Here is a 26,497-nt window from a genome sequence, read left to right on the forward strand (position 1 = left end):
ACGAAGCGGTGGCCACGACGACGGTTGTGGCCACCGCTTCACCCTGCCCGCTTGACAAAACTTCTCCCATATCAGGTCGCCGCCAGCGACGCCTGCTCGCCGATCACATCACCGACGTCAAACTTCAATGGTTGCGCGGGAAACGTCATACGGCGCAATCCTTCCACGACATGTCCTGTACACACATACATGTACGTCCGCAGGCAAGGAGGCGTCTTGACCTATCTGTTTCTCTTCTGCGCCATCTTCACGGAAGTGATCGCGACCAGCCTGCTCAAGAGCACGGAAGGCTTCACGCGACTGTGGCCGACCGTCATATGTCTGACCGGCTATGCCATCTCTTTCGCACTCCTGGCGCTGTCGATTTCGCGCGGCATGCAAACCGACGTCGCCTACGCGTTGTGGTCGGCAATCGGCACTGCCCTCATCGTGCTGATCGCCGTGTTGTTTCTCGGCTCGACGGTCTCCGTGGCGAAGGTGGTCGGGATCGGGCTGATCATCGCCGGCGTGGTCACGCTGAACCTGTCCGGAGCGCACTGACACCATCAACGCCGTTCCGTCGCCAGCCCGTGAGCTGGTGTTTACGCAACAGCCTTCAACTGCGCGCCTGGTGTGCAAACATCGCTGCCAGACTGACGGTTCGCCACCCCGGACCAATCGGTGGGGTGCTGCGGCGACCTCAAGGGAGTAGGACTCACCATGACCGATGTCGAGCAGACACCCTCCGACGGAGTCGCTCCCTCGATGCGGGCCGATCTGGTTGAGCACTCTCGCACCGGGATGAGCGCGGCCGCGTTGCAGCGGGCCATCAACGACCACCTGCGGTACTCGATCGGCCGCCCGGCCGCGGCCCGGCGGCCCGAGCATTACTACCGAGCGCTCGCACTGGCCGTGCGTGACCGCATGCAGGACCGCCGCGTGGTGTCGACGCAGACCTCGCTCGACCTCGGCCGCAAGGTGACCTGCTACCTGTCGGCGGAATTCTTGATGGGTCCCCAGCTGGGCAACAACTTGCTCAACCTGGGCATGGAGCGGGCGGCGCGCGAGGCGCTGGCGTCGATGGGCCAGAACCTGGACACCGTCCTGGCGTGCGAAGAGGAGCCCGGCCTGGGCAACGGCGGCCTCGGCCGGCTGGCCGCGTGCTACCTGGACTCGCTGGCCACCCTGGAACGCCCGGCGATCGGCTACGGAATCCGTTATGAGTTCGGCATTTTCGACCAGGAAATCCACGACGGCTGGCAGGTTGAGCAGACCGACAACTGGCTGGACCACGGGAACCCTTGGGAGATAGCCAAACCCGACGTCAACTACTTGGTCAGGTGGGGCGGCTATGCCGCTCACTACACGGACGACGCCGGCCTGGACCGCGTCCGGTGGGTGCCGGGGCGGGTGCTGAAGGGCGTCGCCTATGACACGCCCATCCAGGGTTACGGCGTCAACACGTGCAACGTGCTGACGTTGTGGAGCGCGCGGGCCGTGAAGTCGTTCGCGCTGGAGGCCTTCAACACCGGCGATTACTACGGGGCGGTCGAGGACGAGGTCATGTCGGAGACGGTCACCAAGGTGCTCTATCCCAACGACGAGCCGGAGGCGGGTAAACAGCTGCGCCTGCTGCAGCAGTACTTCTTCGTGTCCTGCTCCCTGCAGCACGTGCTGCACATCATGGACGACCTGGCCGACGTTTCAGTCAAGGAACTCCCCCAGCGTTTTGCCTTGCAACTCAACGACACCCATCCATCGATCGGCGTCGCCGAGCTCATGCGGTTGCTGGTCGACGAGCGCGAGCTGGACTGGGGCGAGGCGTGGGAGATCACGGTCGCGACGTTCGGCTACACCAACCACACCCTGCTGCCCGAGGCGCTGGAGACCTGGCCGCTCGAGATGTTCGCCGAGTCGCTACCGCGCCACCTCGAGATCATCTACGAGATCAACCGCCGGTTCCTCGACGAGGTGCGCGCCCGGTTTCCCGGCGACGAAGACCGGGTCGAGCGGATGTCGCTCATCGGCGAGAACGGCGGCAAGAACGTCCGGATGGCACACCTGGCCACCGTCGGAAGCCACGCCATCAACGGTGTCGCCGCCCTGCACTCGGAGCTGCTGAAAAGCAGTGTGCTCAAAGACTTCTACGAGATGTGGCCCGAGCGGTTCAGCAACAAGACCAACGGCGTGACGCCGCGCCGCTTCCTGGCGCTGGCCAACCCTGGGCTGCGGGAATTGCTGGACCGCACCGTCGGTGAGGGCTGGCTGACCGATCTGGAGCGGCTGCGCGGACTCGAGCCGTTCGTCGACGACGCCGCCTTCCGCCGGGAATGGCGCGACATCAAACGCAACAACAAGACCCGGCTCGCCAAATACATCCACTCGGTGGCCGGCGTAGAACTGAACCCCGACTGGATGTTCGACGTTCAGGTCAAGCGCATCCACGAGTACAAGCGCCAGCATCTCAACGTCCTGCACGTTGTGGCGCTGTATCACCGGCTCAAGCAGGACCCCAGCTCGTCGATTCCGCAGCGGGCCTTCATCTTCGGCGGCAAGGCCGCACCCGGGTACTTCATGGCCAAACGGATCATCAAGCTGATCAACGCCGTTGCGGAAACCGTCAACGCCGACCCGGACGTCAACCGGTTCCTGAAGGTGGCGTTCGTGCCGAACTTCAACGTGCAGAATGCCCACATGATCTACCCGGCCGCCGACCTGTCCGAGCAGATATCCACCGCGGGCAAGGAAGCGTCCGGCACCGGGAACATGAAATTCATGATCAACGGCGCCCTGACCGTCGGCACTCTCGATGGCGCGAACGTGGAGATGCGCGACGAGGTAGGTCCAGAGAACTTCTTCCTGTTCGGCCTCACCGAGCAGGAGGTCGAGGCGGTCAAGTCGGGCGGATACCGGCCCGCCGACTACATCGATGGCAACGACGAGCTGGGCGCGGTGCTGGATCTGATTGCCGGCGGCACGTTCTCGCACGGCGACACCGAGGTGTTCCGCCCGCTGGTGGACAACCTGCGCCATGACGACCCCTTCCTGGTGTGTACCGACTACGCGTCCTACGTGAACTGTCAGGAGCGAGTGAGCGCCGCGTGGCAGGACAGGGAGTCGTGGACGAAGATGTCCATCCTGAATACCGCTCGCAGCGGCAAATTCTCATCGGATCGGGCCATCACCGAGTACTGCGACGACATCTGGAACGTGTGGCCGCTGACCGTCAAAATCTGAGAAATCGGCAGATAATCGCGCCGCCTGGGCCTAGGATCTCGCCATGCCGATTCTGGGTAATGCAACGGTCGTCCTCGCGCGCCTGACGAGGTCGACGTCCAATGCGCTGCGGGTCGAGCTCGCCACCCCCGACGGCACCGAATTGGCGCGCGCCCAGCAAAAGGGCGGTGCCGCAGTCCTGTTCGGCTTCAAAAACGGGGGCAAAAGCGAGTACACGCTGTCCGCAGCCACCGGTGACGAACTCAAGATCGCGGTGGCCGGAACGACCACCATCACCAACGGGAACACACCCGTGGGCAAAATCGTCCCCGCCGATGGCGCGGCGCGCCTGGAAGACGGCGGTGGCACCGTGCTGGCGGTGGTGCGGCCGCACACCGGACACAAGGCCGACAGCGCTTGGCATCATCGCTTGTTGTCGCCGTCCGGCGAGGCACTCGGTGTCCTCACCCTGATGACCGTTCACACGGGTTGGAGCGACATCGAATCCGAAGCCATTCAGTTGCTGACCAACCACAACGTCGCCACCCTGAAGGCACCATCGGCGGGTGCGATGCTCACGCTCGCCGCGCCGGTCTATCCACAGTTGGGCGACGTCTTGGCCGCAGCGTGCGTTGACTTCTCGGTGCTCCCCCGCGGGTACATCGAACAAAGCCAGGCCTAGTGGAAGCCGGGCAGGTCCGGCACTCCGCTGGCGGTAAGCCATCCGCCGCCGTCGACAACCAGTGTCGCCCCGGTGACATACGACGCCGCATCGCTGGCGAGGAAGAGCACCGCTTCGGCAACCTCGGTAGTCGAGCCGGGCCGCCGCAAGGGATTCTGCGTGGTGCGATGCCGCTCATCGCCGGTGATCCTCTTCACTCCCTCGGTTCCTGACATCGCCCCGGGCGCAACGACATTGACCCGGACCCCGTCGGGCCCCCACTCGATGGCGCAGGCGCGGGTGAACGCGTCGACACCGGCCTTGGCCGACACGACGTGCGCCTGCAACGCCATACCGCGGTATTGAGTCGCCGCGCTGATGTTCACCACGGATCCGCCGTGATCACGCAGCCATAGCTCGTAAGCCGCCTTCGACACGTTGAACGTCCCCACAAGGTCGATGTCGACCACGGCTTTGAATCCGCCTGCGCTCAGGCCGCTGATCGGCACGGGAAAGTTCCCGGCGGCGTTGTTGACGACGACGTCGAGCCGGCCGAAGGTTCGCACCACGTCCTCGACGACGGCCGTCACCTCATCGTGGCGCCGAACGTCGCAGACGCCATAGGTGGCCTCGATGCCCGCCTCCTGTAACGCCGCAACGGCCGCCTGGAGGTTGGCTTCCTTGCGGCTGCAGATGGCGATCCGGGCACCATGGCTGCCCAGCATCCGGGAAACCTCGAGGCCCAGACCGGTGGCCCCGCCGGTGACCAACGCCACCTTGCCCTGCAGCAGATCGGCCCGGAACGGGCTGCGCCGGGCGCTCACGCCGTCAAGGTTACGTCGCTGGATCATCGGTCGACAGTGGACGTTTTCACGGTCCACCGCAAGGATCGACGTAGCGACCCCTGGCAGGAGGAAAGTGACCTTACGATTCCGTGGGCTTGTTCTGGCCCCGTTAGCCGTGGCGCTGGCGATGCTGCTCGCGCCGTCCGCCTCGGCCGACACCTACACAGATCAGCTGGTGGACAGGTTCAACGCCCAGACGCACGTGGTGGCCGACCTGGGGGCAAGACCGCCGTTGCAGGACCCGGACAGACTGAACGACCAGATCCTCACCAGCCGCTGGACGTGGAGTTCCACGCCGCCGATCTGGGTGGCGGCGGTGGCGCCCAGTCAGACGGGGGTGACCACCCCGGATGCCATCCACAACGTCATCCTCGGACGCAATCCCGCATTCAGCGGGATCATTCTGGTCATCGACTCCAAGGGCTATCACGTGCGTGCCTACAACGTGCCCAAGGCGATCGCGGACAGCGTGGATCCTTTCATGAGCCAGTCGGCCAGAGGCCACCGGAACGACCCGCAAGGCGCGACGAGTGAATTCGTCAGCAAATTGACCAAGGTGGACGTGTCCTCTGGGGGGCCGGCGGCCACCACCTCCCCCGTCGTGCACAAGAACCCCGACCGCTGGGCATGGCTGTGGGGCTTGCTGGTCTTTGTCGCCGTCGTGTTGAGCGTGGTTGGCTTGCTCTGGTTCGCTGTGAGCCGAAATCGTAAGCACCGCAAGGACACAGAGGCGCGGGAGCAAATCAAGCAGCAGTTGATCACCGCCGAGTCGGATATCAGCGACCTCGACAACGCGGTGCTCACCAACAGCGAAACGGACGTCAGCACCGAATCGACGAAGGCCAACGCCAGCCTGTATGACGCCCGAAAGGCCTACGAGACAGGCGACTACGGCGCCGCGCGCGCACACCTCGGGGTGGTGGAGTCCACGGTGGCCAAGGCCAACCAGAAGCTCTACCCCGATCGCCCCGCGCCCAACGTTGCCGCCGTCAACTCGGTGCCCGACGACGACCGCAAGCAGGCCTCGGTGCGGACCAAGAACCCTGACACCGGTGAGTACGTGACGATCAACAACAACAATTACAGCACCACCCCGCAGCCGGGTTATCCGCACTATTACGGTGGCGGCTACAACAACGGGATGTTCTTCTACCCGGGCTATTACCCTTACGCGTTCTGGGGCGCGGGTTGGGGTTGGGCGCTTACCGACGTCCTGCTGATGGATGCGCTGCTGGACGACCATTGGGGCGGCAGCTACGACCGCGGCTTTGAGGCCGGCCGAGACTCGTCGTATGAGGATGCCGGCTATGACAGCGGCCAAAGCGCCGGCTACGAGAGCCAGCAAAGCGATGTCGGGTTCAGTGGCGGTCATGACTCCGGCGGCGACACCAGCTTCGCAGGCAACGACGGCTCGTACTCCGGCGGTGGCGACGTGGACTTCGGCGGCGGATCCGACTTCGGTGGCTCCGATATCGGCGGCGGTGGATCGGACTCCGGCGGCGGCGATTTCGGGTTCTGACCGAGAAGTAGGGTCTTGCGAATGAACACGGACAGGATCAATCGCGGCATCCTGCTCGCCATGGTGGTGATCGGGGCGATCGCTTACGCATTGCTTTACGACCACGCGTCGGCCAGTTTCAAGGTGTTGGTGCCAGTCGGCCTCGCCGTCCTCGTGGGGCTGATCGTCCGAGACGCAGTCAACGCCCGGAAGCGGTGACTCCAGGGGGCCAACGACGCCACGTGTTGAGGTAGCGTTCCGGGAGTCTTCGGTACTCCGGCGGCGGGGCGAAGGAGTGAGATATTGACTGAGGGATTATTCGGTTTGCTGACCGTGGTCGCGTTGGCGCTGGCGTTGACGCTGGCCGCCATTGCCTTCGTATTCGTACGACGGATGGAGAGGCGAACCCCCCTCCCCATAAGCGAAGAAATCGGGAGCGCCAAAGCGGTTGTGAGCAAGTTACGCAAACGCGAACCGATGTCGCCGGACGAACGGGATTACGCGAGGCAAATCGTCGCCGACCGCAGCTCCCTCATGGCGCTCTGCATTCCCGGTGCGTTGTTCATGCTGGGCTGCTTTTACGTGTTCGGCAGCCTTTACCACTTGCACGGAGCCACGCCCTCCGAGCGCACATTCCTCGGGGTGATCCCCATGCTGACCTCGACAAACCTAGCTCTCCGGCTACTCAGCAGTGCACGGCTGAAAAGGCGCCTGAAAACAATCTCCTGAGTTGTTCCCGGGCGTGGCCACAAGACGTGTTTGCCCCACTGTTTGCTGCGGCTGGATTTCGCCGATTGGGCGAGTTGAGGAGTGGCTCGTCTGCGCTGCCGACGGGACCCGCAGGTGATAACGTCCGTCCGCACACCTGGTGTTCGCAACCCGGCCCAGTGCTGATAGCGTCTCTAGGTGCCTATATCAACCAAATTGATATAGGCACCTGGTCTTGCCCGTAGCTCGCGGCAGCCAGGACGGAACGAGAACGCCAGGCCAGAAGGGATTCGGGGAGGTGGACGAGTGAGCCCTCGTTCAGTCGGCAGGACTGTCTTGGGGCGTACCTGGATGCCGTTGGTTGCCGTCGTTGCGGTCGGTGTGGGGCTGCTGTGCATGTGGAAGGTGCATCAGTTCTCGGAACCTGAGCCGGTCATCACCGTCAATGGCCCGCAGGCACCCGAGGAGTTCAACCTCAAACGGATTACCTATGAGGTGTTCGGCTCCGCCGGGCAAGGCGGGAAACTCGTCTACATCGACATCGACGGCCATCCGCATGAGGTTCATTTCACGACTCTGCCGTGGTCCCACACGGAGACCACCACGCTCACGGTGGCGTCCGGCAGCATCTCGGTGCATGTCCATGGCGGCCAGGTGAGTTGCCGGATGCTGGTGGATGGCGTTGTCCGCGACGAACAGTCGGACGACCATCAGGACGCCGACGTCGAGTGCAGGGTGAAATCCGCATGACCGAGCATCGCCTCGAGGAGCCCAGGGCCAAACGCCCCTTCATCCCCAGGATGGTCCGCCTTTTCGCGATACCGATCATTTTCTTTTGGGGCCTTCTCGCGGTCACCACGAATACCTTTATGCCCCAAGTAGAACGGGTCGCAGAAGAACTCGCCGGACCGATGGTCCCGCACTATGCGCCTTCACAGCGGGCGCTGCTGCACATCGGTGAAAAGTTCCACGAATCCAACTCGACGAACTTGACCATGGTGGTCTTCGAGGCGAACCGGCCGCTGGGGGACCAGGACCACCGGTACTACGACGATCTGATGCACCGCCTTGAGCGCGACACCCGGCACGTGCAATACGTAATGGATCTGTGGGGCAAACCGTTCACCGCGGCGGGGGCGCAGAGCGTGGATGGCAAATGTACCTATGTGCTGTTGCGTCTCGCAGGCGACATCGGTCAGATCCAAGCCAACCAGTCCGTGGACGCCGTCCGCGACATCATCAAGAAGGACACGCCACCACCCGGCCTCAAGGTCTACGTCAGCGGCGCGGCTCCACTGGCCTCCGACACGCTCGCTATCGCCAATGCCAGCCTGAACAACGTCACGATCGTCACGATCTGCCTCATCGTCGTGATGCTGCTGCTGGTGTACCGCACCCCTTCCACCCTTTTGGTGCCCTTGCTCGGGGTGCTCATCGAAATGCTCGTCGCGAAGGGCATTGTCTCGACGCTCGGGCATTACGGATACATCGAACTCTCGTCGTTCGCCGTGAACATCGTCATCGCGCTAACCCTGGGAGCGGGAACGGATTACGGCATCTTTCTGATGGGCCGATACCACGAAGCGCGACAGGCGGGCGAAAGCCGGGAGGACAGTTTCTACATCGCGTACAAGGGTGTTGCGCCGATCATCATCGGCTCTGGCCTGACGATCGCCGGCGCGTGTTACTGCTTGACGTTCGCGCGCCTGAACTACTTCCACACCATGGGGCCGGCCGTCGCAATCACCATGCTGTTCACCATCGCGGCAGCGATGACGCTGGGCCCGGCGGCCTTGACCGTCGGCAGCCTTTTCGGGATGTTCGACCCGAGAACCAACACCAAAGGACGTCTCTACCGGCGAATCGGGGCGAGCGTGGTGCGCTGGCCGGTGCCGATCCTGGCGGCCAGTTCTGCCGTCGTCATGATCGGGGCGATCTTCGTTCCCACCTACCGGCAGAACTACGACGACAGGCAGTACCAGCCGGCCAATGCGCCCGCCAACCTCGGTTTCCAAGCGGCCGATCGGCACTTCCCCAAGAGCAAGCTGTTCTCCGAGATGCTCATGGTCGAAACCGATCACGACATGCGGAACTCAGCCGACTTCATCTCGCTGGACCGGGTCGCCAAAGCTCTGATTCGCCTGCACGGTGTGGCGATGGTGCAAGGCATGACGCGGCCCTTGGGTCGGGCGCTCGAGCACGCCAGCATTCCGTACCTGTTCACCACGCAGGGCAGCGGCAACGGTCAACAGCTTCCGTTCAACAGGGAGCAGAACTCCAACACCGATGCGCAGGCCGACATCCAGGCGCATTCTGTCGCGGTCTTGCGAAAAGAGATCGGCTTTTTCCAAAAGGTGTCGGACGAACTACACCAGACGGTGCTCACGGTTGAGGACCTGCAAAGGGTCAGCGACGACATCAGAGACGAGGTCTCGAATGTCGACGATTTCTTCCGTCCGATCAAGAGCTACTTCTATTGGGAGAGGCACTGTTTCGACATCCCCATATGCTGGACGTTCCGTTCGCTGTTCGAGACGATCGATCAGATCGACAAGTTGGCCGACGACATCGCGGACGCGAAGGTGTCTCTCGAGGAGGTCGATAAGGCTTTCCCGCAAATCATCGCCCAGCTGAAAGCCACCGCCGACGATACCGAGGCCCTGCAGTCGAAGTTGGTCAACAGTTACGGATCTGCCGATCTGCAGTCCGTCCAAACCGAGCAGACATTCGACGATCTGATCAACGTCGGCAACGACTTCGACAAGTCCCGCAGCGATGACTTCTTCTACATCCCGCACGAGGGCTTCGACAACGATGACGTCAAGACGGGCATGAAGTTGATGATGTCGCCGGACGGCAAGGCGGCCCGCTTCATCGTCACCCATGAGGGTGACGCCATGGGCCCCGAAGGCGTCGAGCATGTCGAACAGTTCCCCGAAGCGATAAAAACGATCCTGAAAGAGACCTCCTTGGCCGGCGCGCGGATTTACATCGGTGGCTCGGGGGCCAACGACAAGGACATCAAGGAATACGCGATGTCCGATCTCATGATCGCGGCAATTGCCGCCTTCGTGCTGATCTTCTTGATCATGATGTTCATCACGCGAAGTCTGGTGGCCGCCTTGGTGATTCCCGGAACGGTGGCGTTCTCCTACGCCGGGGCGTTCGGGCTGTCCATACTCTTCTGGCAGCACCTGATCGGCCTGCACCTGCACTGGCTGGTCCTACCGCTGACGTTCATCATCCTGGTGGCGGTGGGGTCGGACTACAACCTGCTGCTGATCAACAGGGTCAAAGAGGAGTTGCACGGCGGAATTCACACGGGTCTCATCCGGGCGCTCGGCAGCACGGGCGGTGTGGTGACGTCGGCCGGCTTGGTGTTCGCCTTCACCATGCTGGCGATGCTCACCAGTGATCTGCGCACCATCGGTCAGGTGGGTTCGACGGTGTGCATCGGCCTGCTGCTCGACACGCTGATCGTGCGTTCGTTCGTGGTGCCGTGCATCCTGCGAATCCTCGGACCGTGGTTCTGGTGGCCAACTTTGGTGCGTAGCCGTCCAGCGGTGGTGCGCTAGCCGGCGCCCTTTCCGTTGTCGACACGATAGACGGCGCCGTGAACGGCCCCCGCAGCGTCGCTGGCCAGGAATGCAATCACGTTCGCCACGTCGAGGGGCTGCATCATGCCGCGCGGTGAGGCCGTGCGCATGATCAGGTCGTAGTTGGGGTTGTCCGGGGCGCTGAAGTGTTCGAGTTGGGGCGTGAGCATGCCGCCCGGACATACGGCGTTGACGCGCAAGCGGTCCGCGGTGTACTCCACCGCCAACGCGCGCGTGAGCCCGATGAGCCCGTGCTTGGCGGCGCAGTAGCCGGCCGAGTACGCCTGGCCCTCCACGCCGGCAATGGAGCTGACGTTGACGATGTTCCCGCCTCGCTCCAACAGGTGCGGCAGCGCGGCCCGGCAGAGGTAGAACGGCCCGTTCAGGTTGACCGCGAGGTCCTCCGCCCAGTCGTCGTCGGTCATCGACTCCGTCCGGCGCATCTGGTGTCGCCCGGCGACGTTGACCAGGACATCCAGCCCGCCCAACTCGCGCACGCAGTGCTCGACCGCGTCGCGGCAGGCCTGCGCCGAAGCAACGTCCACCGATGCGTAGGAACCATGTTGGACGTCGGCGAATACCTCGGCCAAGCGTCCCGCATCCCGGCCGACGCCGAAAACCGATGCGCCCTGACGGGAAAACAGCCGGGCCGTCTCAGCGCCGAGGCCCGACGATGTTCCGGTGACCAACGCGATTTTGCCCTGTAATGCAGACATACCAGTCCTCGTGGTCAATAGGAGCGCATCCGCGCGACGCCACTACGCAGGATCCCGAGGGGGGTGATGAGTCTCGGGCCCCACAGGGTCATCGCACGGCGCGCGGTCAGCAACACGAGCAGACTGATCGCCAGCCGCCCAAGGGCGACCCGACTCGTTCGCCTCTTCCAGCTTGGCGGCGCTGATCCCACGCGTCGACCGAGGCAGTAGCCGACGCATGTTGCCATCGCGAGGGCCGCGATTCCCGCAAGCACCGTCATGATGATGAGCGTTTCGCGTCATCGTCGCGGCGAGGTCACGCGCGAGACACACCTTGGCCACTACGCGGGGCCAACGAGTGGGTGCTAAGCGTTTTCGCTCACGACATAGACGGCGACATACCCGATCGGGATGCCGGTCCAGGTGGCGATGCATTCGCGTGCCGCCAGTTCCACCGCGCCCCGGCGGACGGTGCGGGTGACCCGGCTGATCTCGGGAATCCGGATCATCCACCCGTCAGCGTCGCGAGTGATTTCGATATCGAAGCACTGGCCGACCATCGGACACTTCACGCCGGAAACGACCCGCGACGCGCGGGCGCCGCGCAGCGATTGTCGGCGCAGCAGGGTGGGCTGAATGGGCATGGCTGCTTTCCTGAGTCGCAATCGAACCGCGGGCAAGATTAATGCGCATCCCGGTGAAAACCTAATCGGCCAGGCCATGCGGCTCGTGCCCGAGGCGCAGTCGCTACCAAGTCGTTGCCGGGACTTAATGTTTGAGTTCGAGTGCGATCGAAGGAAGAACTATGCGATTGGTCTTGGTCCGGGCGGTGAGCACGATGGCACCGTTGATCATCGCCTGTCTTGCCTGCCCTGCAGCGCACGCGGACGGTGGCTATGGGCCTGGCTCCTACGCGGTACCCGGCCAGCTCCCCTACGGCACCTACGTCGCCCGCACCAAGCCCGGCGTCTATTCCGCAGCCTGCACCTTCACCACGTGGACCGGCGACGGGAAACTGATCGCCTCCGACAGCGGCCTTCACACGGTGATCGCACAGGTTCAGGCGCCCGCGGTGGCAAAGTTCTTCACCCACGGCTGTACGCCGTGGGTGAAGATGGGGTGAAACCAGGGCCGCGCGTACCACTTACTCCCGCACACATGCGATGCGGTGCCCCAGGCAGCCGTTCACTCCGTTGTGTCGTCGGACTTGCTCAGTACCCGGTCCGCGGTGCGCACAATGCTTCGGTTGAACTCGTACTGTGCATTGACGAGCTTGTCGGCGAATTCGATAGCTGCGTCAACGATTGACTTGCGTAGCGGTTGGACGGCTTCAGGAATCGCCTCATCGACTGTTCTGCGGAACTTGTGCAAAGCCTCACTTGCGGCATGCTGTGCGGCTTTGGCCGATTCGCGCACATCGTCGGCCAGCTCTGCCACCGCGCCACGATCTTCTGGCTCGGTGCGCGCCACGGTCTTGTTGGTGGTCTGCGTCATATCGAATCTCTCTACCTCTGGTGTGTTTGTGTTATCGCCGCGAACGCTAATCGCCTCTGCAGCCCAGCCACATGGGCGAAAGTCACAAAGTAGGGAGGCGATAGTCCGCCGAGGCTAAGGCGGTGGCCTTCGTCGTTAGGAGCGCACGTGGCTCATGGCCCACCGCGCATCTGGCAAAGTGTCCTCGATCACAGAGCACTTATCACTCTGGTCACTCTGGCGGGAGACAGTTGCGCGATCCGCGGTAACCGCTCTGCGGCTCGCCGCTCGCCGCGAAGTTGATTGTGCCCCAACGGCCTCCGCTGATCAGGGACCATGGGTGAAGCCTATCGCCTTGACAGACAATCCATCTCGCCGCGGAACACAGCCGCGGTTTCAAGGGTTTTTGGACTCTTGATCTGCGCGCTCCCGTCGGATGTCCTGAGTCAACGGCCGTCGTGTCGCTGCTTAAGGCGCAGCGGCTTGAGCAGGCCACTGAACGGCTGCGCGCGGGCAATCAGTGGCAGGAGTCCGGGCGGGTACGCGCCGATCGCAGCCAGCCAGCCCCCACAGAAACGGCTTGAAAGCGAATAAGCAGGAGCCGTACCCGCGTGCTGAGCACACGGGTACGGCTCCCTTTCATGCCGTGCCGACGGTTAGAGTGCCCGAACGCCGCTGGCCTGCGGACCCTTGGCGCCCTGGGTAACCTCGAACTCCACCTGCTGATTCTCCTCGAGGCTACGGAACCCGTTGCCATCGATCTCGGAGTAGTGCACGAAGACGTCTGGGCCGTCCGAGCGTGCGATGAAGCCGAAACCCTTTTCGGCGTTGAACCACTTCACAGTTCCCTGTGTCATTTTGTTTCTCCTTGTCAGGATTCCCGGCCGCACTGTGCGGTCGGGTGGCCGATTGATCAGACGGCTGCTTCTCGGCTTGCCCTGCAAGAAAAAAAGAGACGCCCGCACCAAGGTTCTGCGCGAGCGTGTATAGAACACGAACACTTAAAACTTCGACCTGCATTCAGTATAACGGTCGACTGACGAATTTGTTCCTCACCATAAGTTCGAAGGCCGACACCGTCGCGGTGTGGAAGTGTCGGTGACGTCTGAAAACTGAGGTGTCGACGCGGCGATAGGGGTCAATTTTCGGCCCTCGACAGGAAATGAGATCGCACCGACAAAAACCCGCATATGACCTGGTGGAGCTAAGGGGACTCGAACCCCGCACCGAACCTGGGAAAACAGGCTCTGAACTGCGGGTTCTGTCTTCCTGCGTCGTTAGGCCGGCCCTCCGTGTGCTGCGGATATGCCCTGGCGTGTTACGCGACGTAACAGTGCTGGACCCTAATTGACACGTGGCCGAGTCGGCTACTCCAAAGCACCCTCTGGATCACTCAGAACCGCCTCGTAATCGCGCCCGCCGTAGAAGACGCCGATGATCGCCACGGTCTGGTCCAACACAGCGAATGCAATAACGACCCGTCGTCTGAAGCCGATTGTGCGCAGTCCAGACCTGATGTCGTCGCGCGCGCTGCCGCGATGCGGGAATGCGGCCAGCTCCTCGCAGTAAGCGACGATCGCCTCCGTGTAGCGCGCCGCGACTTCGGCCGACCCCGCGGCGGCGATATAGCGGTACAGCTCGGCGAGCTGATCTTCCGCCTCGGGCGTGAAGACGACGCTGAGACTCACACGCTCCCGGCCCGCTCGGCGGCCAGCCGCTCCCGCACCCTCTGAGCAGTGACGGCGCGCGAAGGGTCGGCGACCACGGCGTCGTACGCGGCGGCAACCTCGTCACGAAGCCAGGCTTCAACAGCCTGATCGCGGGCGAACAATGCGCGCAGGCCTTCGCGGATCACCTCACTCTCGCTGGCGTATTCCCCCGAGCGCACCCGCTCGCGAAGCGCATCCGCCATGTCGTTTGGGAGTGTGATGCTCAATTGCCGCGTCGTTCGCATGACCGACCTCCATAGTCCAGTAGGACTGAATCCTACTCCTATCGCGCGGCGCGGGCGGCTGGGTGTTCAGGCGCACCGCGAAACGCGGATATGGCTGTGATCCAGCGAGGATCACGACCATGGCGTCGATTTCGCAGCGGATGGCCACGACCGCACCGCGGCCCGGGCGAACGCCACCGCTTGCGGCGTGACACGCTCTGGCTTCGCGACTCGACTGTCCGATGCCAACAGCCGGAGCCGCCGCAGCACGTCTCTGGTGTTCCTCGTTATGTGCGCGGCCGACGACGTCGTGATCGGTGTACGGTCGCGGTGCTTCCAGCCGATGGCGTCGAGCATGTCGGCGACGAACCCGTCGGGGTCGTTCTCGCCGGCCGCGACCGCGATGAGGAAGAGAAGCCCGGCCTGCTCTTCGCAGAGATCCTTCGACGTGGGCGGCATACGTTCGGCGAGCTGGAACCACAGCGCCGACGGGTCGCTGCGTGCGGCCTTGCCCCGCGCGGTCACCATGAGGCGCCCACGGTGCTTTCGCAGCAGGCCCATTCGCTGTGCGGATTCCCGCAGACGCAGTACTGGGATCGTGAGTTGCTCGCGGTTGCCCATGCCGATCCAGGCGTCGGCGAGGTCGAGTTCGGTGAACGCGGCCTCGACGTGGACCGGCGGGAGGTAGCCGGCGGTCGTCAGCTTGATTCCGTCGTCCCCCACCCTGTCGATCAGCCACGCGTACGGTCGCACCGCGGTCGTGGCGGCATCCAGGTCGATGAGGACCGGCTCCTGCATCGCAACGCCCATCATCCGGCGTAGCAGCCCGCGTTGCGACGTCGTTCGCACAGCGCCGAGCAGATCCGCCAGGGGGCCGGGCAGCTGACCGATGTCCACGTGTCTGTCGAAATCGCAGAGCGCTTCGTTAATTTCGGCGATGTCGAACGGCGTCGTCGGGTACGAATACGGATCGATGTCGCCGAGAACCTGACGGTACTCGATCTCGGTCTCGGGGTCGCCGATGGTCGGGTCCTTAAACGCCTCGATCAGCTCGTATGCCCCGACCCCGCCGCAGTCCTCGGCCGGCCCGCCACGGTCGCCGTGGGTGCATACCACATTGCGCCCAGAGGACGCCCGCGGCTCCACCGCCTCCAGCCGCAGAACAAGCTGCCAGTTGTCGCCGAAGTCGTAGCAGTAGAACATCCGATCGCCGATGTCGGCCAGCACCTCGTCCAGGCGAACCTGTTGCTCGGGTATGCCCATCTCGCCGCTGTCCACGTCGAAATCCATGAGGTAGTACTCGGTGTCGTCACTGTAATAGGCAGGGCCACAGCCGAATCGGTGCAAATGGCTGTCGGTCCAGCCGAAGGCTATCTGGATGATCTCGTGCAAGTCGTCCAGAAACACGTCAGACGCAACCTCCAGCCGCCGCCACGTCGGCGGTGTGGTGCCTGCCAGATCGACCCGGACCTGGTAGGTCATCACGTCCGGGCGCCGGGGGCGGCGCCGAGACGGTGGCGGCGGTCTATCCAACGGGTCGATCACCGGTCACCTCCGCCTTCGCTCAGCGCGGCATACGCGGGCCGCAGGATCTCGACCAGCGGCCGGCCACGCACCCCGACAGTGACATCGGGAAGCTGATCGAGCAATGCCGTCGACAACGTCACCCGCGGGCTTGGCGATGGGATGTCGGCCTGACGAATGAAATAGGAGTCAAGGCAATCGGTAAGCGGCCGTCCCGGCGGCTCGGCACGGTCGGCAGCGGGGCGACCCTCCGACCGGGCAGCCTGCAGATTCGCCAGCAGATCCTCACGCTCGCGTCCACGCCAGGCGAGGATGGCGAATGGATCTTCGTCGAACGACTCGGCCAGCAGGTAGAACGTCGCGGCGAGGTGCTTGCATGGCACCGCGCCATCCGGGCAGGAACAGTCCAGCGACAGCTCCCGGCCGGTCGCTGGGAACAGCGAAAGCCCCAGCCCGGCGAAGACGTCCTCGATATCGGACGGCATCTCGCCGGAGAGCAACGCGGCTGCATACCATGCGTTTTCGGCAAGCACACCCTCCACCTGCGTCCACTCACCCTTACCGAAAGCGCCGACACCGATGCGGACACGGTACGGGCGCACCCGACTGCCCTGCACCTGTGCGGTGACCAGTCCGGGACCCACATCCATCGAGATCACTTGTCCCTTGCGGGCATAGCTGCGCCCGCGCTGGAGTCGGCTGCCCATCCCGATGCCTTCGAGCACCTCGATGAACCGCTGGGACCACCATGTCTGGGCGATCGCGCCGCGGGTGCTGCGGGCTTTGAGGCCGCCGTCGACCGGGCGCGGCCGCGACGGCGGCGGGAACCAGTTACTCACCAACGGCCCCCTCGGACAGGGTGAACAGGTTGCGCAGATCTCCGGTGGACAGCTCCGTCAGCCAGCCTTCCCCGTCACCAACCACGAGATCGGCCAGCGCCTTCTTCTCCTCGATCATGTCGTCGATCTTCTCTTCGAGCGTGCCGGTGCAAATGAACTTGCGCACTTGGACCTTTCGCTTCTGGCCGATGCGGAACGCTCGGTCGGTGGCCTGGTTCTCCACAGCCGGGTTCCACCAGCGGTCAAGGTGCACAACGTGGTTCGCCGCGGTGAGGTTGAGCCCGGTGCCGCCGGCCTTCAGCGACAGCAGGAAGATCGGTGGCCCCTCACCGGACTGGAAGCGCACCACCATCTCGTCGCGCCGCTTCTTCGGGGTGCCGCCGTGCAGGTACAGCACGTCCTGCCCGAACCGCGCGGCCAGGTGCGGCACGAGCATCTCGGCGAATTCGGTGAACTGGGTGAAGCACAGCACCCGGTCTCCCTCAGCGAGGATTTCTTCCAGGATCTCCTCGAGCCGGATGACCTTGCCCGATCGCGCACCGACCGGCGAACGGTCGTGTAGCAGTTGCGCGGGATGGTTGCAGACCTGTTTGAGCTTGGCCATCGCGGCAAGCACATTGCCGTGCCGCTCAATGCCCTCGGTGTTCTCGATCTTCTCCATCATCTCGTCGACGATGGACTGGTACAGGGATGCCTGTTCGGTGGTGAGCTGGCAGTACTGCTTGATCTCGATCTTCTCGGGTAGGTCGTCGATGATCGTCGGGTCGGACTTGAGCCGGCGTAGGACGTAGGGGCGGGTGATCCTGCGCAGGCGCTCGGCCGGTTCGGTCTGGCCGTACTTCTCGACGGGGATCGCGTACCTGGTGCGGAACACCTCGGACGAGCCGAGCAGACCGGGGTTGAGGAAGTCCATGATGGACCACAGCTCGGCGAGCCGGTTTTCGACCGGGGTCCCGGTAAGCGCCACCCGGTGCCCTGCCTTTAGCCGACGCACCGCCTTGGCCCCGCGGGACAGACTGTTCTTCACCGCCTGCGCCTCGTCCAGCACTACCCGGTTCCAGCGGAATCCGGCGAGCTCACCGATGTCGCGACTCGCGGTGGCGTAGGTAGTGACCACGACATCGGTGTCGGCGAGATGCTCGCGCAGCGCGTCGCCGCGCAACCGTGCCGTGCCGTGGTGAGCGTAAACCCTCAGTGTCGGTGCGAATTTCGCGGCTTCCCGTTGCCAGTTGCCGACCAAGGACATCGGGCACAGCAGCAGTGTCGGCGCGGCACCGGGCTCGTCGTGACGTTGCGCGGACTCCAGGGCGAGCAACTGCACGGTCTTGCCCAGCCCCATATCGTCGGCCAGGCAGCTGCCCAGCCCGAGCGAGGACAGGAACGCCAGCCAGGACAGCCCCCGCTGCTGGTAGGGACGCAGCATCGCGGTGAACTCCGGTGGGGGTGCCAGCGGCTGCAACGACTGGGCCGCCGCGCCGCTGAGCAGATCGCCGAGCCAGCCGTCGGCGCGCACCGCGGTGACTTCCAGCGGGGTGTCGGTGTCGTCGGGATGGCTGGCGGCCAGCGCGAGGATCTCGGCCGTGGTCGCTTGGCCGGTGGGATTCTTCGCCAGGAACTCCAGCCCGCGGCGCAGCTGATCGGGGTCCACCGCCACCCACTGGCCGCGCAGCCGGATCAGCGGGGCCTTGGTCTCGGCGAGCGCGGCGATCTCGTCCTCGGTCAAGGTGTCGTCACCGACCGCGAGTTCCCAGTGGAAATCGACCAGTTGGTCGCGGCTGAATCTGCGTGTGCCGCCCACCACCCCGTCGACCGGTGTGGACGCCGACACCGCGAGTCCGAGCTTGCGGCGCCGGTCCCACCATGACGGCAGCAGAACGCCGAACCCCGCCTCATCGAGCCGGGGCACCGCAGTGGACAGGAAGCGGTAGGCACTCTCGGTGTCCAGGGAAATCTCGGACGGACGCGCCGTGCGCAGGGCGGGCGCGAGTTCGGGGTAGATCCGGACGGCGCGCCCGAGTTCAGCGAGCAGGAGTTCCTGGGGCCTGTCCAGCCAGCGGCGCAAGCTGCCATCCTCGTCCCAGGTCTGCTCCGCGGGTACCAACAGGCTGGGGTCAGCCATGGATTGCAGCAGGAACTCCAGCCGCCAGCCGGGCTGCTGCCCCGCCCGCTCCTCAGTTTCGGAGAGCCGGAACATCGCCCTTGCCGGGCCGGGCTCGTCGGCACCGATCGCATCCCACGGCTGCAGTGCCCCGGCCAGCGCATCGAGTTCGCCCGGGTCCGCGTCGAACCGGCCGTCCGGGGCGGTCAGCGCGGTCAGCCAGGCTTCTTGGGCCGGAACGTGTTTCGGGCGGCGGCCACGCCAGGGCGAGAGCAGGTCGATCCCGGCTGGCAACGTCGTTCGCACCGCCGCATCCGCGAAGGCATACAGCGCCGAGATGGCCAGCTCGTGGCCGTCCTGGGTCTCCGGCTCAGCCCGGCATACCGGTGGCATCGCGGCAATCAGCGCATTCAGGGCCACCACGTCGGGACCCTGCACCACCGGACGCCAGAACGCGACTGGCCCGTGTTCGTCACAGGAGAGCGCGGGCAGGACCCGGCCGCGCTCCACCAGCTCCCGCGCGAACGCCGCCAGTTCGGCGAGATACGTCACGGATGCGCCGTACCGCACGTCGGCGGCGGGCTCGTCCAGCGCGGTCAGCGCCGACGCGGCGGGCAGGGACATCACGGGAACCGTCCAGGGCAGCAGAACGGGTTGGATTCTTGGTGCCGGGCGCGGCGTGACCCGGAACAGCTCCGGTGAGTCCAGTGGCGACTTCCGCAACGACGGCAACAACAGAACCGCGGTTCCTGGCTTGCCGGTGTGGATCGGGGCGATGGCATCGGCGTCCGCGGCGAACGGATGCGGGCGAGCCGCACGCAACGCTTCGCTGGGACTCGTCACCGCGAGCGCGGAATCCTCCGCCCACAGGCATAGCCCGTTCGAAGGAGACCAGAACCCGTGCAGGACCAACATTGACGTTTCTCCCTCGTCGGATGCGGCCAGGCTAACGAGCGAAGGTAAGCACGCCGAGGCGCCACGCGGAAAGCCGATAGGGCAGTTCACCGAGTTCGTGACCGGTGGGGGCAGATGGTGTATTGATGCCAGAGGGATGACACCAGCAGTCGTACCATGCCTCCGTGCAGAAGACGACGGCCTGCCTGCCGCACGATCTCAAGGTGGCGGTGAAGCGCGCCGCGTAGCCCTCGGCGGGAAACCGTGTCCAGAGGTCGTGATGTCGAGTTCGACGCTGGGATTGTCTTCAGAACTCAGGATTGACGATTTGGTCACAGGCCGGTGGACGATGTGCGACTTGTCCGCGGAGGTCGCGATTCTGCCAGGCCCGTACTTCGTCTTGATCTCACGCATTATCCCGCCGCCCCTGGGGGCTCACACGCCAGCGTGTCATGGCTGCTGAAGATAAGGGGAGCCCCTCCGCGCAAGGCGGACTAAAAAAACCGGATTCAAGTGCTAATTTCCGTTTTAACGGTGCCACTCAGGACTGGTTACGGACTGCTACGTAACAGTGGACCGAGGGTAGAAAATACCCCTGAGCTGGTATTTCTCTTGTGGAGCTAAGGGGACTCGAACCCCTGACCCCCACACTGCCAGTGTGGTGCGCTACCAGCTGCGCCATAGCCCCAAGTCGTGCCAATCGAAGCTACACCACTGGCAACCGTCCTTCAAAGTTGCTGTTCAGGCCAGCTCAACGTCCGCCTGGGACTCCGCCAGACCGTGCTCCGGATGGATCAGCGTCCGCGTTTCCGGCGCCAGCACCCAACCGACGGCGGCGATCAGCAAAACAATCCCGCTGATGCCGAATCCCCAGGCGAAGCTCAGGTTCTCGGCGGCCCAACCGACCGTCACCGAGCCGACGATGGCACCCAGATCGGACAGCATCTGCACCGCCGCCACCGGAAGTCCCGCGCGCGCCTCACTGCCGAGGATGTCCGCCACCGCGGCCTGCATCGGTGACATGAAAATGCCCGTCGTCGCACCGGATACCGCCGCCGCGACCATGAACGCCGGCAACGTCGACACGGCTCCCAGCGCGGCGGTCGCAACCCCGGACGTCGCCAGGCCGATGATCAATAACGTGCGGCGTCCCATCCGGTCGGACAGGAACCCGCTGGGGACAACGGCCAAGGCGTTACCGGCCGCGAAGGCCGCAAGCGCCACTCCGATGACGCCGACGCTCTTGCCCATGACGTCGGCGAGGAACAGCGGCACCAGCGCGACCCGCAGACCAAACGCCGCCCAGCCAGTCGCAAAGTTGGCCAGTAGCGCCGCCCAGTACGAGCGAAAACGCAGCGCCTGGCGCATCGTCACCGTTGACCGTGTCGGCGGCAGGGGCGCGGCCAGCTCCGAATGCCGCAGGCCGTAGAACAGCACCACCGCCACGCCCAGCATTGCGACGCCGTACACGATGAATGGGGCGGTGAGCCCCCACCCCGCCGTCAGGCCGCCGATCGCCGGCCCGCCGACCGCGCCGATCATGAACGAGGTCGTGAACAGCCCGGCGATTCGCCCGCGCGCGTCGGGCGGGCTGATATGGATCATCAGTCCCAATGCCGAGACATAAAACATCGTCGAACCGACGCCGCTGATGCCCCGAAAAAACAATAGTTGCCAATACGTCTGCGAATAGGCACACGCGATGGTGGACAACGCCACGATCAGCAAACCACCGATGTAAATCCGCCGCTCACCCAAGCGCTGCACCAGCAGGCCGCTGACCGGCGCGAAACACAGCCGGCTCAACGAAAAGACGGTGACCAAGAAAGTCACCGCCTTGATGCTGACCCCGAAGGTATGGGCGAAAGCGGGCATCGCCGGCGAAATGACACCATAGCCCAGCGCGACCATGACATTCGCCCAGCTAAGGATCCAAACTTCGCGCGGCAGCCGCGCCGAACGGGACCCGCATCCCCCCGGGCGGGCGAGGCGGAGGGAAATGGTCACCCAATGACTTTATTAACTACCTCGCGCGCGGCTTCTTGCACCTCTGCCAAATGCTCCGGTCCGTTGAAGGATTCCGCGTAGATCTTGTAGACGTCCTCGGTGCCCGACGGCCGCGCAGCAAACCATGCGTTGGCGGTCGTCACCTTCAATCCGCCCAGCGCGGCGCCGTTGCCGGGTGCGGCCGTGAGTTTCGCGATGATCGGCTCGCCGGCCACCTCGGTCGCGGTCACCTGCTCGGGCGCGAGCTTGGCCAGCCGGGCTTTCTGGTCGCGGTCGGCGGGCGCGTCGACCCGCGCGTAGAACGGCGTGCCGTACTCGGCGGTCAGCTCCTGGTAGTGCTGCGACGGAGTCGACCCGGTGACGGCGAGGATCTCGGAGGCCAGCAGCGCCAGGATGATGCCGTCCTTGTCGGTGGTCCACACCGAGCCGTCGCGCCGCAGGAACGACGCCCCCGCGGACTCCTCGCCGCCGAAGCCGATGGTGCCTCCGATCAGGCCGTCGACGAACCACTTGAACCCGACCGGCACCTCGACGAGCTTGCGGCCGATGCCGGCGACCACCCGGTCGATGATCGACGAACTGACCGCGGTCTTGCCGACGGCGATGCCGTCCGGCCAGGACGACCGGTGCGTGTAGAGGTAATCGATGGCCACCGCCAGATAGTGGTTGGGGTTGAGCAGCCCCCCGTCGGGTGTGACGATGCCGTGGCGGTCGGAGTCGGCATCGTTGCCGGTGGCGATCTGGTAGCGGTCCGAGGTGGCGATGACGTTAATAAGCCCAGCCATCGCGTCGGGCGAGCTGCAGTCCATCCGGATCTTGCCGTCGTGGTCGAGCGTCATGAACCGCCAGGTCGCGTCGACCAGCGGGTTCACCACCGTCAGGTCAAGACCGTGCCGCTGGGCGATCTCACCCCAGTAGTCCACGCTGGCGCCGCCAAGCGGGTCGGCGCCGATCCGCACCCCGGCCGCGCGGATCGCATCGATGTCGACCACGTTGGGCAGGTCGTCGACATAGGCGCCCAGGTAGTCGTGGCGCTGAACGGCCTGCAGCGCCCGGGCCAGCGCCACCCGCTTGACCCCCGAACCGTCGCGCAGAATCTCGTTGGCGCGCTTGGCGATTGCGTTGGTCGCGTCGGTGTCCGCCGGGCCGCCATTGGGCGGGTTGTACTTGAAGCCGCCGTCCGGCGGCGGGTTGTGCGACGGCGTCACGACGATCCCGTCGGCCAGCGCTTCGGTGCGACCGCGGTTGTAGCTGAGGATTGCGTGGCTGACCGCCGGTGTCGGGGTGTAGCGGTCGCGGGAGTCGACGACGGCCACCACATTATTGGCGGCCAGCACCTCCAGCGCCGACACCCATGCCGGCTCGGAAAGGCCGTGCGTATCACGGCCGATGAACAACGGCCCGGTGGCGCCTTGGGCGGCGCGGTATTCGACGATGGCTTGGGTGATGGCCAGGATGTGGGCTTCGTTGAAAGCCCCGTTGAGCGCCGACCCGCGGTGTCCCGACGTGCCAAAGACCACTTGCTGGGCGACGTTGTCGGGATCGGGCTGAACCGAGTAGTAGGCCGTCACCAGGTGAGGCAGATCGACAAGGTCTTCGGGCTGGGCCGGCTGACCGGCGCGGGGGTGGGCCATGGTTGTCAATTCTGCCCGCGGCGCACGTCGCTGACTTGTCAGGTACTTTTCTGACGTCCCGGATTCACCCACCGTAAGTCCTTGCAAGGGGAAGGGGATCACGCGTGGCACAAGACTATCGCGAGTTGGCCGCGGTTTTCGCCGGCGGAGCGCTGGGCTCCCTCGCCCGCGCCGCCTCGGGCACGCTCGCCGCCGGCGACCCGGCGAGGTGGCCGTGGCCGACGTTCACGGTGAACATCGTCGGCGCCTTCCTGGTGGGATACTTCACCACCCGACTGCTGGAGCGGTTGCCGTTGTCGAGTTATCGGCGCCCCCTGCTGGGCACCGGATTGTGCGGCGGGCTCACCACGTTCTCCACGATGCAGGTCGAGACGCTGAGGATGGTCGAGCACGGCCATTGGGCGCTGGCCGCGGGCTACACCCTCACCAGCATCGTGTTGGGACTGCTGGCGGTGCACTTGGCCACCAAATTGGTGCGCCGGGTACGGATCCGCGGATGACGGCCGGCGCGGTCACGACGGCTGCGTTGTGGGCAGCGGTCGCGCTGATCGGCGGCATCGGGTCGGTGCTGCGCTTCGTGGTCGACCGCGCGGTGGCCCGCCGGGCCGCCCAGTCCTTTCCGTTCGGCACATTGGTCGTGAACATCAGCGGCGCCGCGCTGCTGGGCTTTCTCGGCGGCCTGGTGTTGAGCAAGGAGGCCGCCCTGCTGGCGGGCACCGCGTTCGTCGGCGCCTACACCACGTTTTCCACCTGGATGCTGGAAACGCAGCGGCTCGGCGAGGAGCGTCAGGTACGCGCCGCGGTCGCAAACATCGTCGTGAGCGTCGTGCTGGGTGAAGCGGCGGCCGTCCTCGCGCAGTGGATTGCCGAGCAGCTCTGAGTCAACCGCGGGGAACGTCGTCGGGCGTACGGGGCAGCACGTAGAGCGCCATCCGCCGGTTCGACATATCGTGCTCGCCGAGGAAGACGCAGCCGCCCCGCTCGCAGAATGTGCGCGCCAAGACGTTGCGGTGGTCGGGATCGAACATGATGCGCCGGCATCGCGGATCAAGGCCCAAGATGCTGCCCACCAGATAGGGCAGCAGGTAACTGACGTGTCCCCGCTTGATGTAATCCAGGTCGGCGACCGCGACGTGCAGACCCAGATCGTGGGGATCGTAGTCATAGCGGTCAGCGATGGAATCCTTTGCCGCTCGATACAATTCGATATACGCACGGGGCATCGCATAGAGCGTTGCGATGAACGGCCGGGAGAAGCCGCCTTCGAGTTGCGCCCGCAGATAACGACGCCACCGCGCCACCGGCCAGGCGGACTCCCAAGCTTCGACCAGGTGCGGCCGGTTCATCCACTCGGCGATCATCTCGGCGTCGGCGTCCGGGTCGGCGAGACGCAACCCGTACGGGTCGGGCAACCCCGGTATGGGCGGCGGCGGGACGGCGCGCACCTCGTCGGGGATGTCGGTCAACTCCCGCGGCAGTATGGGATCGGGCTCACGCGGATCCACGGTCGAACCTACTCACGCGGGTGCCGCCATCATCCACTGCTCAGCCAGCGCCGAAACCCATTCGACCGCCGCCTCGGGCCGGTCAGGGGGCGCCTCGACCAGGACCAGTTCGTCAACGCCCAACTCGGTGAGGGCGGCGATATCCCCAACGCTCGGGGCGCGCAGCGCCACCGACAGCCGCAGCTGCCCAAAATCGCGCCCCGCCTCGGCACATAACTGCTCCAGCTTGGCGACCCGATCGTGCACGGCCTCCGGCCCATCGATGTTGAACCCGTACCAGCCGTCGCCCCAAGCCGCCACCCGCCGCAGCGCCGAATCGCTATTGCCCCCAACCACGATCGGCATACGACGATCGCGTACCGGCTTGGGGTTGACGCGAACGGAGTCGAAGCAGACGAAGTCACCGTCGAAGGAAGCGACGTCGTCACGCCATAACGCGCGCATCGCGGCAACGTATTCGGCGGTGCGCGCACCGCGATGGGCGAAGGGCACTGAGAGCGCGGCGAATTCCTCCCTGGACCAACCCACACCGACCCCCAGTGTCAGGCGCCCACCGCTGAGCCGATCCAAGCTGGCGGCCTGCTTGGCCACCACCACCGGATTGTGTTCGGGCAGCAGAAGCACACCCGTCGCAAGCCCGATCCGGGACGAGGCGGCAGCGGCGAAGCTCAGCGCAATCATCGGATCAAGCCAATCCGCTTGCGCCGGAACGGCGATGACGCCGTCGTCGGAGTAGGGATAGCGAGACGCGGGTCGGTCGACCATGACGACGTGCTCGCCCGCCCATAGCGTGGCGAAGCCGCACTCGTCCGCAGTTGACGCGACGGCATCGATCACCGCGCGGTCAGCGCCGGCACCAATCCCCAGTGCGTGCAATCCCAGCCGCATCGCACGATCGTCTCACGCGTTCAGCGGCTTTTCAGCAGCTCCGCGAGGACGGCCGCCTGGCTGATGTCCAGGTCGCGCGTCGCGGTGACCAGGGTGACGACGCCGTGGCTGGCCAGTTCGCGCAGCTCCTCCAGCGCCGGGCTGTCGCGCAGTTCCGACTTGTACCGCGCAGCGAATTCATCGAACCGCTCTGGCCGGTGCTGATACCACTCGCGGAGGTCCTTCGACGGTGCGACGTCCTTGCACCAGGTCCCCACCCGCGGGTCGTCCTTGCGCACTCCCCGCGGCCAAACGCGGTCCACCAGCACTCGCCGGCCCTCCTCAGGGGCGACGTCGTCATAGACCCGCGCCAACCGTATCCGGCTCTTGGCGGTCACACTTGCCAGCGTAGCGGCGAGTTGTCAGTGGCCAAATCTATTATCGAATGTATGTACTGCTTATCTGCTTAAGTGGACTTACGCTGGTCGGTGTGGATTTTGCTGGTGTGAGTCCGGTTGGCGGGAT

The 26,497-nt window shown here is 64.8% G+C and carries 26 protein-coding genes and 1 tRNA gene; 11 read left to right on the forward strand and 16 right to left on the reverse strand.

Annotation, left to right across the window (positions count from 1 at the left end):
- Positions 1–216: 216 nt before the first annotated feature.
- The 3 genes from AWC17_RS25705 to AWC17_RS25715 all read left to right on the forward strand — a co-directional run bounded on the left by AWC17_RS25705 (position 217) and on the right by AWC17_RS25715 (position 3,877).
- Entirely contained in the window at positions 217–540 is a 324-nt protein-coding gene (locus tag AWC17_RS25705) for a DMT family transporter (RefSeq protein ID WP_046185143.1), read from the forward strand.
- A 204-nt stretch (positions 541–744) separates the two neighbouring features.
- Positions 745–3,216 (forward strand): glycogen/starch/alpha-glucan phosphorylase, encoded by a 2,472-nt coding sequence (locus tag AWC17_RS25710; protein ID WP_046185150.1) that lies wholly within the window; start codon positions 745–747, stop codon positions 3,214–3,216.
- Between the two features lie 43 nt (positions 3,217–3,259).
- Positions 3,260–3,877: a hypothetical protein gene (locus tag AWC17_RS25715; RefSeq protein WP_046185144.1), complete on the forward strand. Its 618-nt coding sequence runs from the start codon at positions 3,260–3,262 to the stop codon at positions 3,875–3,877.
- Here AWC17_RS25715 and AWC17_RS25720 read toward each other — a convergent pair.
- Positions 3,874–4,707 (reverse strand): SDR family oxidoreductase, encoded by an 834-nt coding sequence (locus AWC17_RS25720; protein WP_046185145.1) that lies wholly within the window; start codon positions 4,705–4,707, stop codon positions 3,874–3,876. The two genes, AWC17_RS25715 and AWC17_RS25720, sit on opposite strands and share 4 nt — an antisense overlap.
- Before the next feature lie 67 nt (positions 4,708–4,774).
- On the opposite strand from AWC17_RS25720, the gene AWC17_RS25725 reads away from it, so the two are divergent.
- The 5 genes from AWC17_RS25725 to AWC17_RS25740 all read left to right on the forward strand — a co-directional run bounded on the left by AWC17_RS25725 (position 4,775) and on the right by AWC17_RS25740 (position 10,482).
- Entirely contained in the window at positions 4,775–6,220 is a 1,446-nt protein-coding gene (locus AWC17_RS25725) for a hypothetical protein (RefSeq protein ID WP_046185146.1), read from the forward strand.
- A gap of 21 nt (positions 6,221–6,241) precedes the next feature.
- Positions 6,242–6,418 (forward strand): hypothetical protein, encoded by a 177-nt coding sequence (locus AWC17_RS32910; protein ID WP_167385650.1) that lies wholly within the window; start codon positions 6,242–6,244, stop codon positions 6,416–6,418.
- Positions 6,419–6,502: 84 nt separating this feature from the next.
- Entirely contained in the window at positions 6,503–6,928 is a 426-nt protein-coding gene (locus tag AWC17_RS25730) for a hypothetical protein (protein WP_046185147.1), read from the forward strand.
- 330 nt (positions 6,929–7,258) lie between these two features.
- On the forward strand, positions 7,259–7,657 hold the full coding sequence (locus AWC17_RS25735; RefSeq protein WP_046185148.1) for an MmpS family transport accessory protein: 399 nt from the start codon (positions 7,259–7,261) through the stop codon (positions 7,655–7,657).
- Positions 7,654–10,482, forward strand: coding sequence for an MMPL/RND family transporter (locus AWC17_RS25740; RefSeq protein ID WP_046185149.1), 2,829 nt, complete (start codon positions 7,654–7,656; stop codon positions 10,480–10,482). Before AWC17_RS25735 ends, AWC17_RS25740 begins: the two co-directional genes overlap by 4 nt.
- On the opposite strand, the gene AWC17_RS25745 is transcribed toward AWC17_RS25740, so the two are convergent.
- Entirely contained in the window at positions 10,479–11,219 is a 741-nt protein-coding gene (locus AWC17_RS25745; RefSeq protein ID WP_047324148.1) for an SDR family NAD(P)-dependent oxidoreductase, read from the reverse strand. The two genes, AWC17_RS25740 and AWC17_RS25745, sit on opposite strands and share 4 nt — an antisense overlap.
- Before the next feature lie 344 nt (positions 11,220–11,563).
- Positions 11,564–11,758: a hypothetical protein gene (locus tag AWC17_RS25755; RefSeq protein ID WP_046187045.1), complete on the reverse strand. Its 195-nt coding sequence runs from the start codon at positions 11,756–11,758 to the stop codon at positions 11,564–11,566.
- Positions 11,759–12,003: 245 nt separating this feature from the next.
- Between AWC17_RS25755 and AWC17_RS25760 the strand changes: the two genes are divergently transcribed.
- Positions 12,004–12,321, forward strand: a complete 318-nt coding sequence (locus AWC17_RS25760; RefSeq protein ID WP_046187042.1) for a hypothetical protein — start codon at positions 12,004–12,006, stop codon at positions 12,319–12,321.
- Between the two features lie 62 nt (positions 12,322–12,383).
- Here AWC17_RS25760 and AWC17_RS25765 read toward each other — a convergent pair whose 3' ends face one another.
- From AWC17_RS25765 to pgm, 10 genes are all read right to left on the reverse strand, one after another.
- Positions 12,384–12,692, reverse strand: a complete 309-nt coding sequence (locus AWC17_RS25765) for a hypothetical protein (protein WP_046187043.1) — start codon at positions 12,690–12,692, stop codon at positions 12,384–12,386.
- Positions 12,693–13,327: 635 nt separating this feature from the next.
- Positions 13,328–13,528: a cold-shock protein gene (locus AWC17_RS25770; protein ID WP_047324147.1), complete on the reverse strand. Its 201-nt coding sequence runs from the start codon at positions 13,526–13,528 to the stop codon at positions 13,328–13,330.
- Between the two features lie 510 nt (positions 13,529–14,038).
- Positions 14,039–14,359 carry a type II toxin-antitoxin system RelE/ParE family toxin gene (locus AWC17_RS25775; protein WP_046184723.1) on the reverse strand — a complete coding sequence of 107 codons (321 nt, stop codon included), beginning with the start codon at positions 14,357–14,359 and terminating at the stop codon, positions 14,039–14,041.
- Complete coding sequence (locus AWC17_RS25780) at positions 14,356–14,625, reverse strand: ribbon-helix-helix domain-containing protein (RefSeq protein ID WP_046184724.1); 270 nt, start codon at positions 14,623–14,625, stop codon at positions 14,356–14,358. Before AWC17_RS25780 ends, AWC17_RS25775 begins: the two co-directional genes overlap by 4 nt.
- Positions 14,626–14,736: 111 nt before the next feature.
- Positions 14,737–16,149, reverse strand: a complete 1,413-nt coding sequence (locus AWC17_RS25785) for a plasmid pRiA4b ORF-3 family protein (protein ID WP_141224798.1) — start codon at positions 16,147–16,149, stop codon at positions 14,737–14,739.
- Positions 16,146–16,970 (reverse strand): SWIM zinc finger family protein, encoded by an 825-nt coding sequence (locus tag AWC17_RS25790; protein WP_046184725.1) that lies wholly within the window; start codon positions 16,968–16,970, stop codon positions 16,146–16,148. Before AWC17_RS25790 ends, AWC17_RS25785 begins: the two co-directional genes overlap by 4 nt.
- Positions 16,960–19,980, reverse strand: coding sequence for a DEAD/DEAH box helicase (locus AWC17_RS25795; RefSeq protein WP_046184726.1), 3,021 nt, complete (start codon positions 19,978–19,980; stop codon positions 16,960–16,962). The genes AWC17_RS25790 and AWC17_RS25795 overlap by 11 nt, the downstream gene beginning before the upstream one ends.
- A 594-nt stretch (positions 19,981–20,574) precedes the next feature.
- Positions 20,575–20,647, reverse strand: a tRNA-Ala gene (locus tag AWC17_RS25800).
- A gap of 53 nt (positions 20,648–20,700) precedes the next feature.
- Positions 20,701–21,870 (reverse strand): MFS transporter, encoded by a 1,170-nt coding sequence (locus AWC17_RS25805; RefSeq protein ID WP_046184727.1) that lies wholly within the window; start codon positions 21,868–21,870, stop codon positions 20,701–20,703.
- A gap of 92 nt (positions 21,871–21,962) precedes the next feature.
- Positions 21,963–23,600, reverse strand: coding sequence for a phosphoglucomutase (alpha-D-glucose-1,6-bisphosphate-dependent) (pgm, locus tag AWC17_RS25810; RefSeq protein ID WP_046184728.1), 1,638 nt, complete (start codon positions 23,598–23,600; stop codon positions 21,963–21,965).
- A gap of 104 nt (positions 23,601–23,704) precedes the next feature.
- On the opposite strand from pgm, the gene crcB (AWC17_RS25815) reads away from it, so the two are divergent.
- On the forward strand, positions 23,705–24,100 hold the full coding sequence (gene crcB, locus AWC17_RS25815; RefSeq protein ID WP_046184729.1) for a fluoride efflux transporter CrcB: 396 nt from the start codon (positions 23,705–23,707) through the stop codon (positions 24,098–24,100).
- Positions 24,097–24,480, forward strand: coding sequence for a fluoride efflux transporter CrcB (gene crcB / locus AWC17_RS25820; protein WP_046184730.1), 384 nt, complete (start codon positions 24,097–24,099; stop codon positions 24,478–24,480). The genes crcB (AWC17_RS25815) and crcB (AWC17_RS25820) overlap by 4 nt, the downstream gene beginning before the upstream one ends.
- Before the next feature lies 1 nt (position 24,481).
- On the opposite strand, the gene AWC17_RS25825 is transcribed toward crcB (AWC17_RS25820), so the two are convergent.
- Genes AWC17_RS25825 through AWC17_RS25835 form a run of 3 tightly spaced genes read right to left on the reverse strand, consistent with a single transcriptional unit; the run spans position 24,482 to position 26,370 of the window.
- Complete coding sequence (locus AWC17_RS25825; protein WP_046184731.1) at positions 24,482–25,105, reverse strand: GNAT family N-acetyltransferase; 624 nt, start codon at positions 25,103–25,105, stop codon at positions 24,482–24,484.
- 12 nt (positions 25,106–25,117) lie between these two features.
- Positions 25,118–25,993: an LLM class F420-dependent oxidoreductase gene (locus AWC17_RS25830; protein WP_046184732.1), complete on the reverse strand. Its 876-nt coding sequence runs from the start codon at positions 25,991–25,993 to the stop codon at positions 25,118–25,120.
- A 20-nt stretch (positions 25,994–26,013) separates the two neighbouring features.
- Positions 26,014–26,370: a DUF488 domain-containing protein gene (locus AWC17_RS25835; protein WP_046184733.1), complete on the reverse strand. Its 357-nt coding sequence runs from the start codon at positions 26,368–26,370 to the stop codon at positions 26,014–26,016.
- Between the last annotated feature and the right edge of the window lie 127 nt (positions 26,371–26,497).

Origin of the sequence: Mycobacterium nebraskense, assembly GCF_002102255.1 — a bacterium.
Taxonomy (GTDB): Bacteria; Actinomycetota; Actinomycetes; order Mycobacteriales; family Mycobacteriaceae; genus Mycobacterium; species Mycobacterium nebraskense.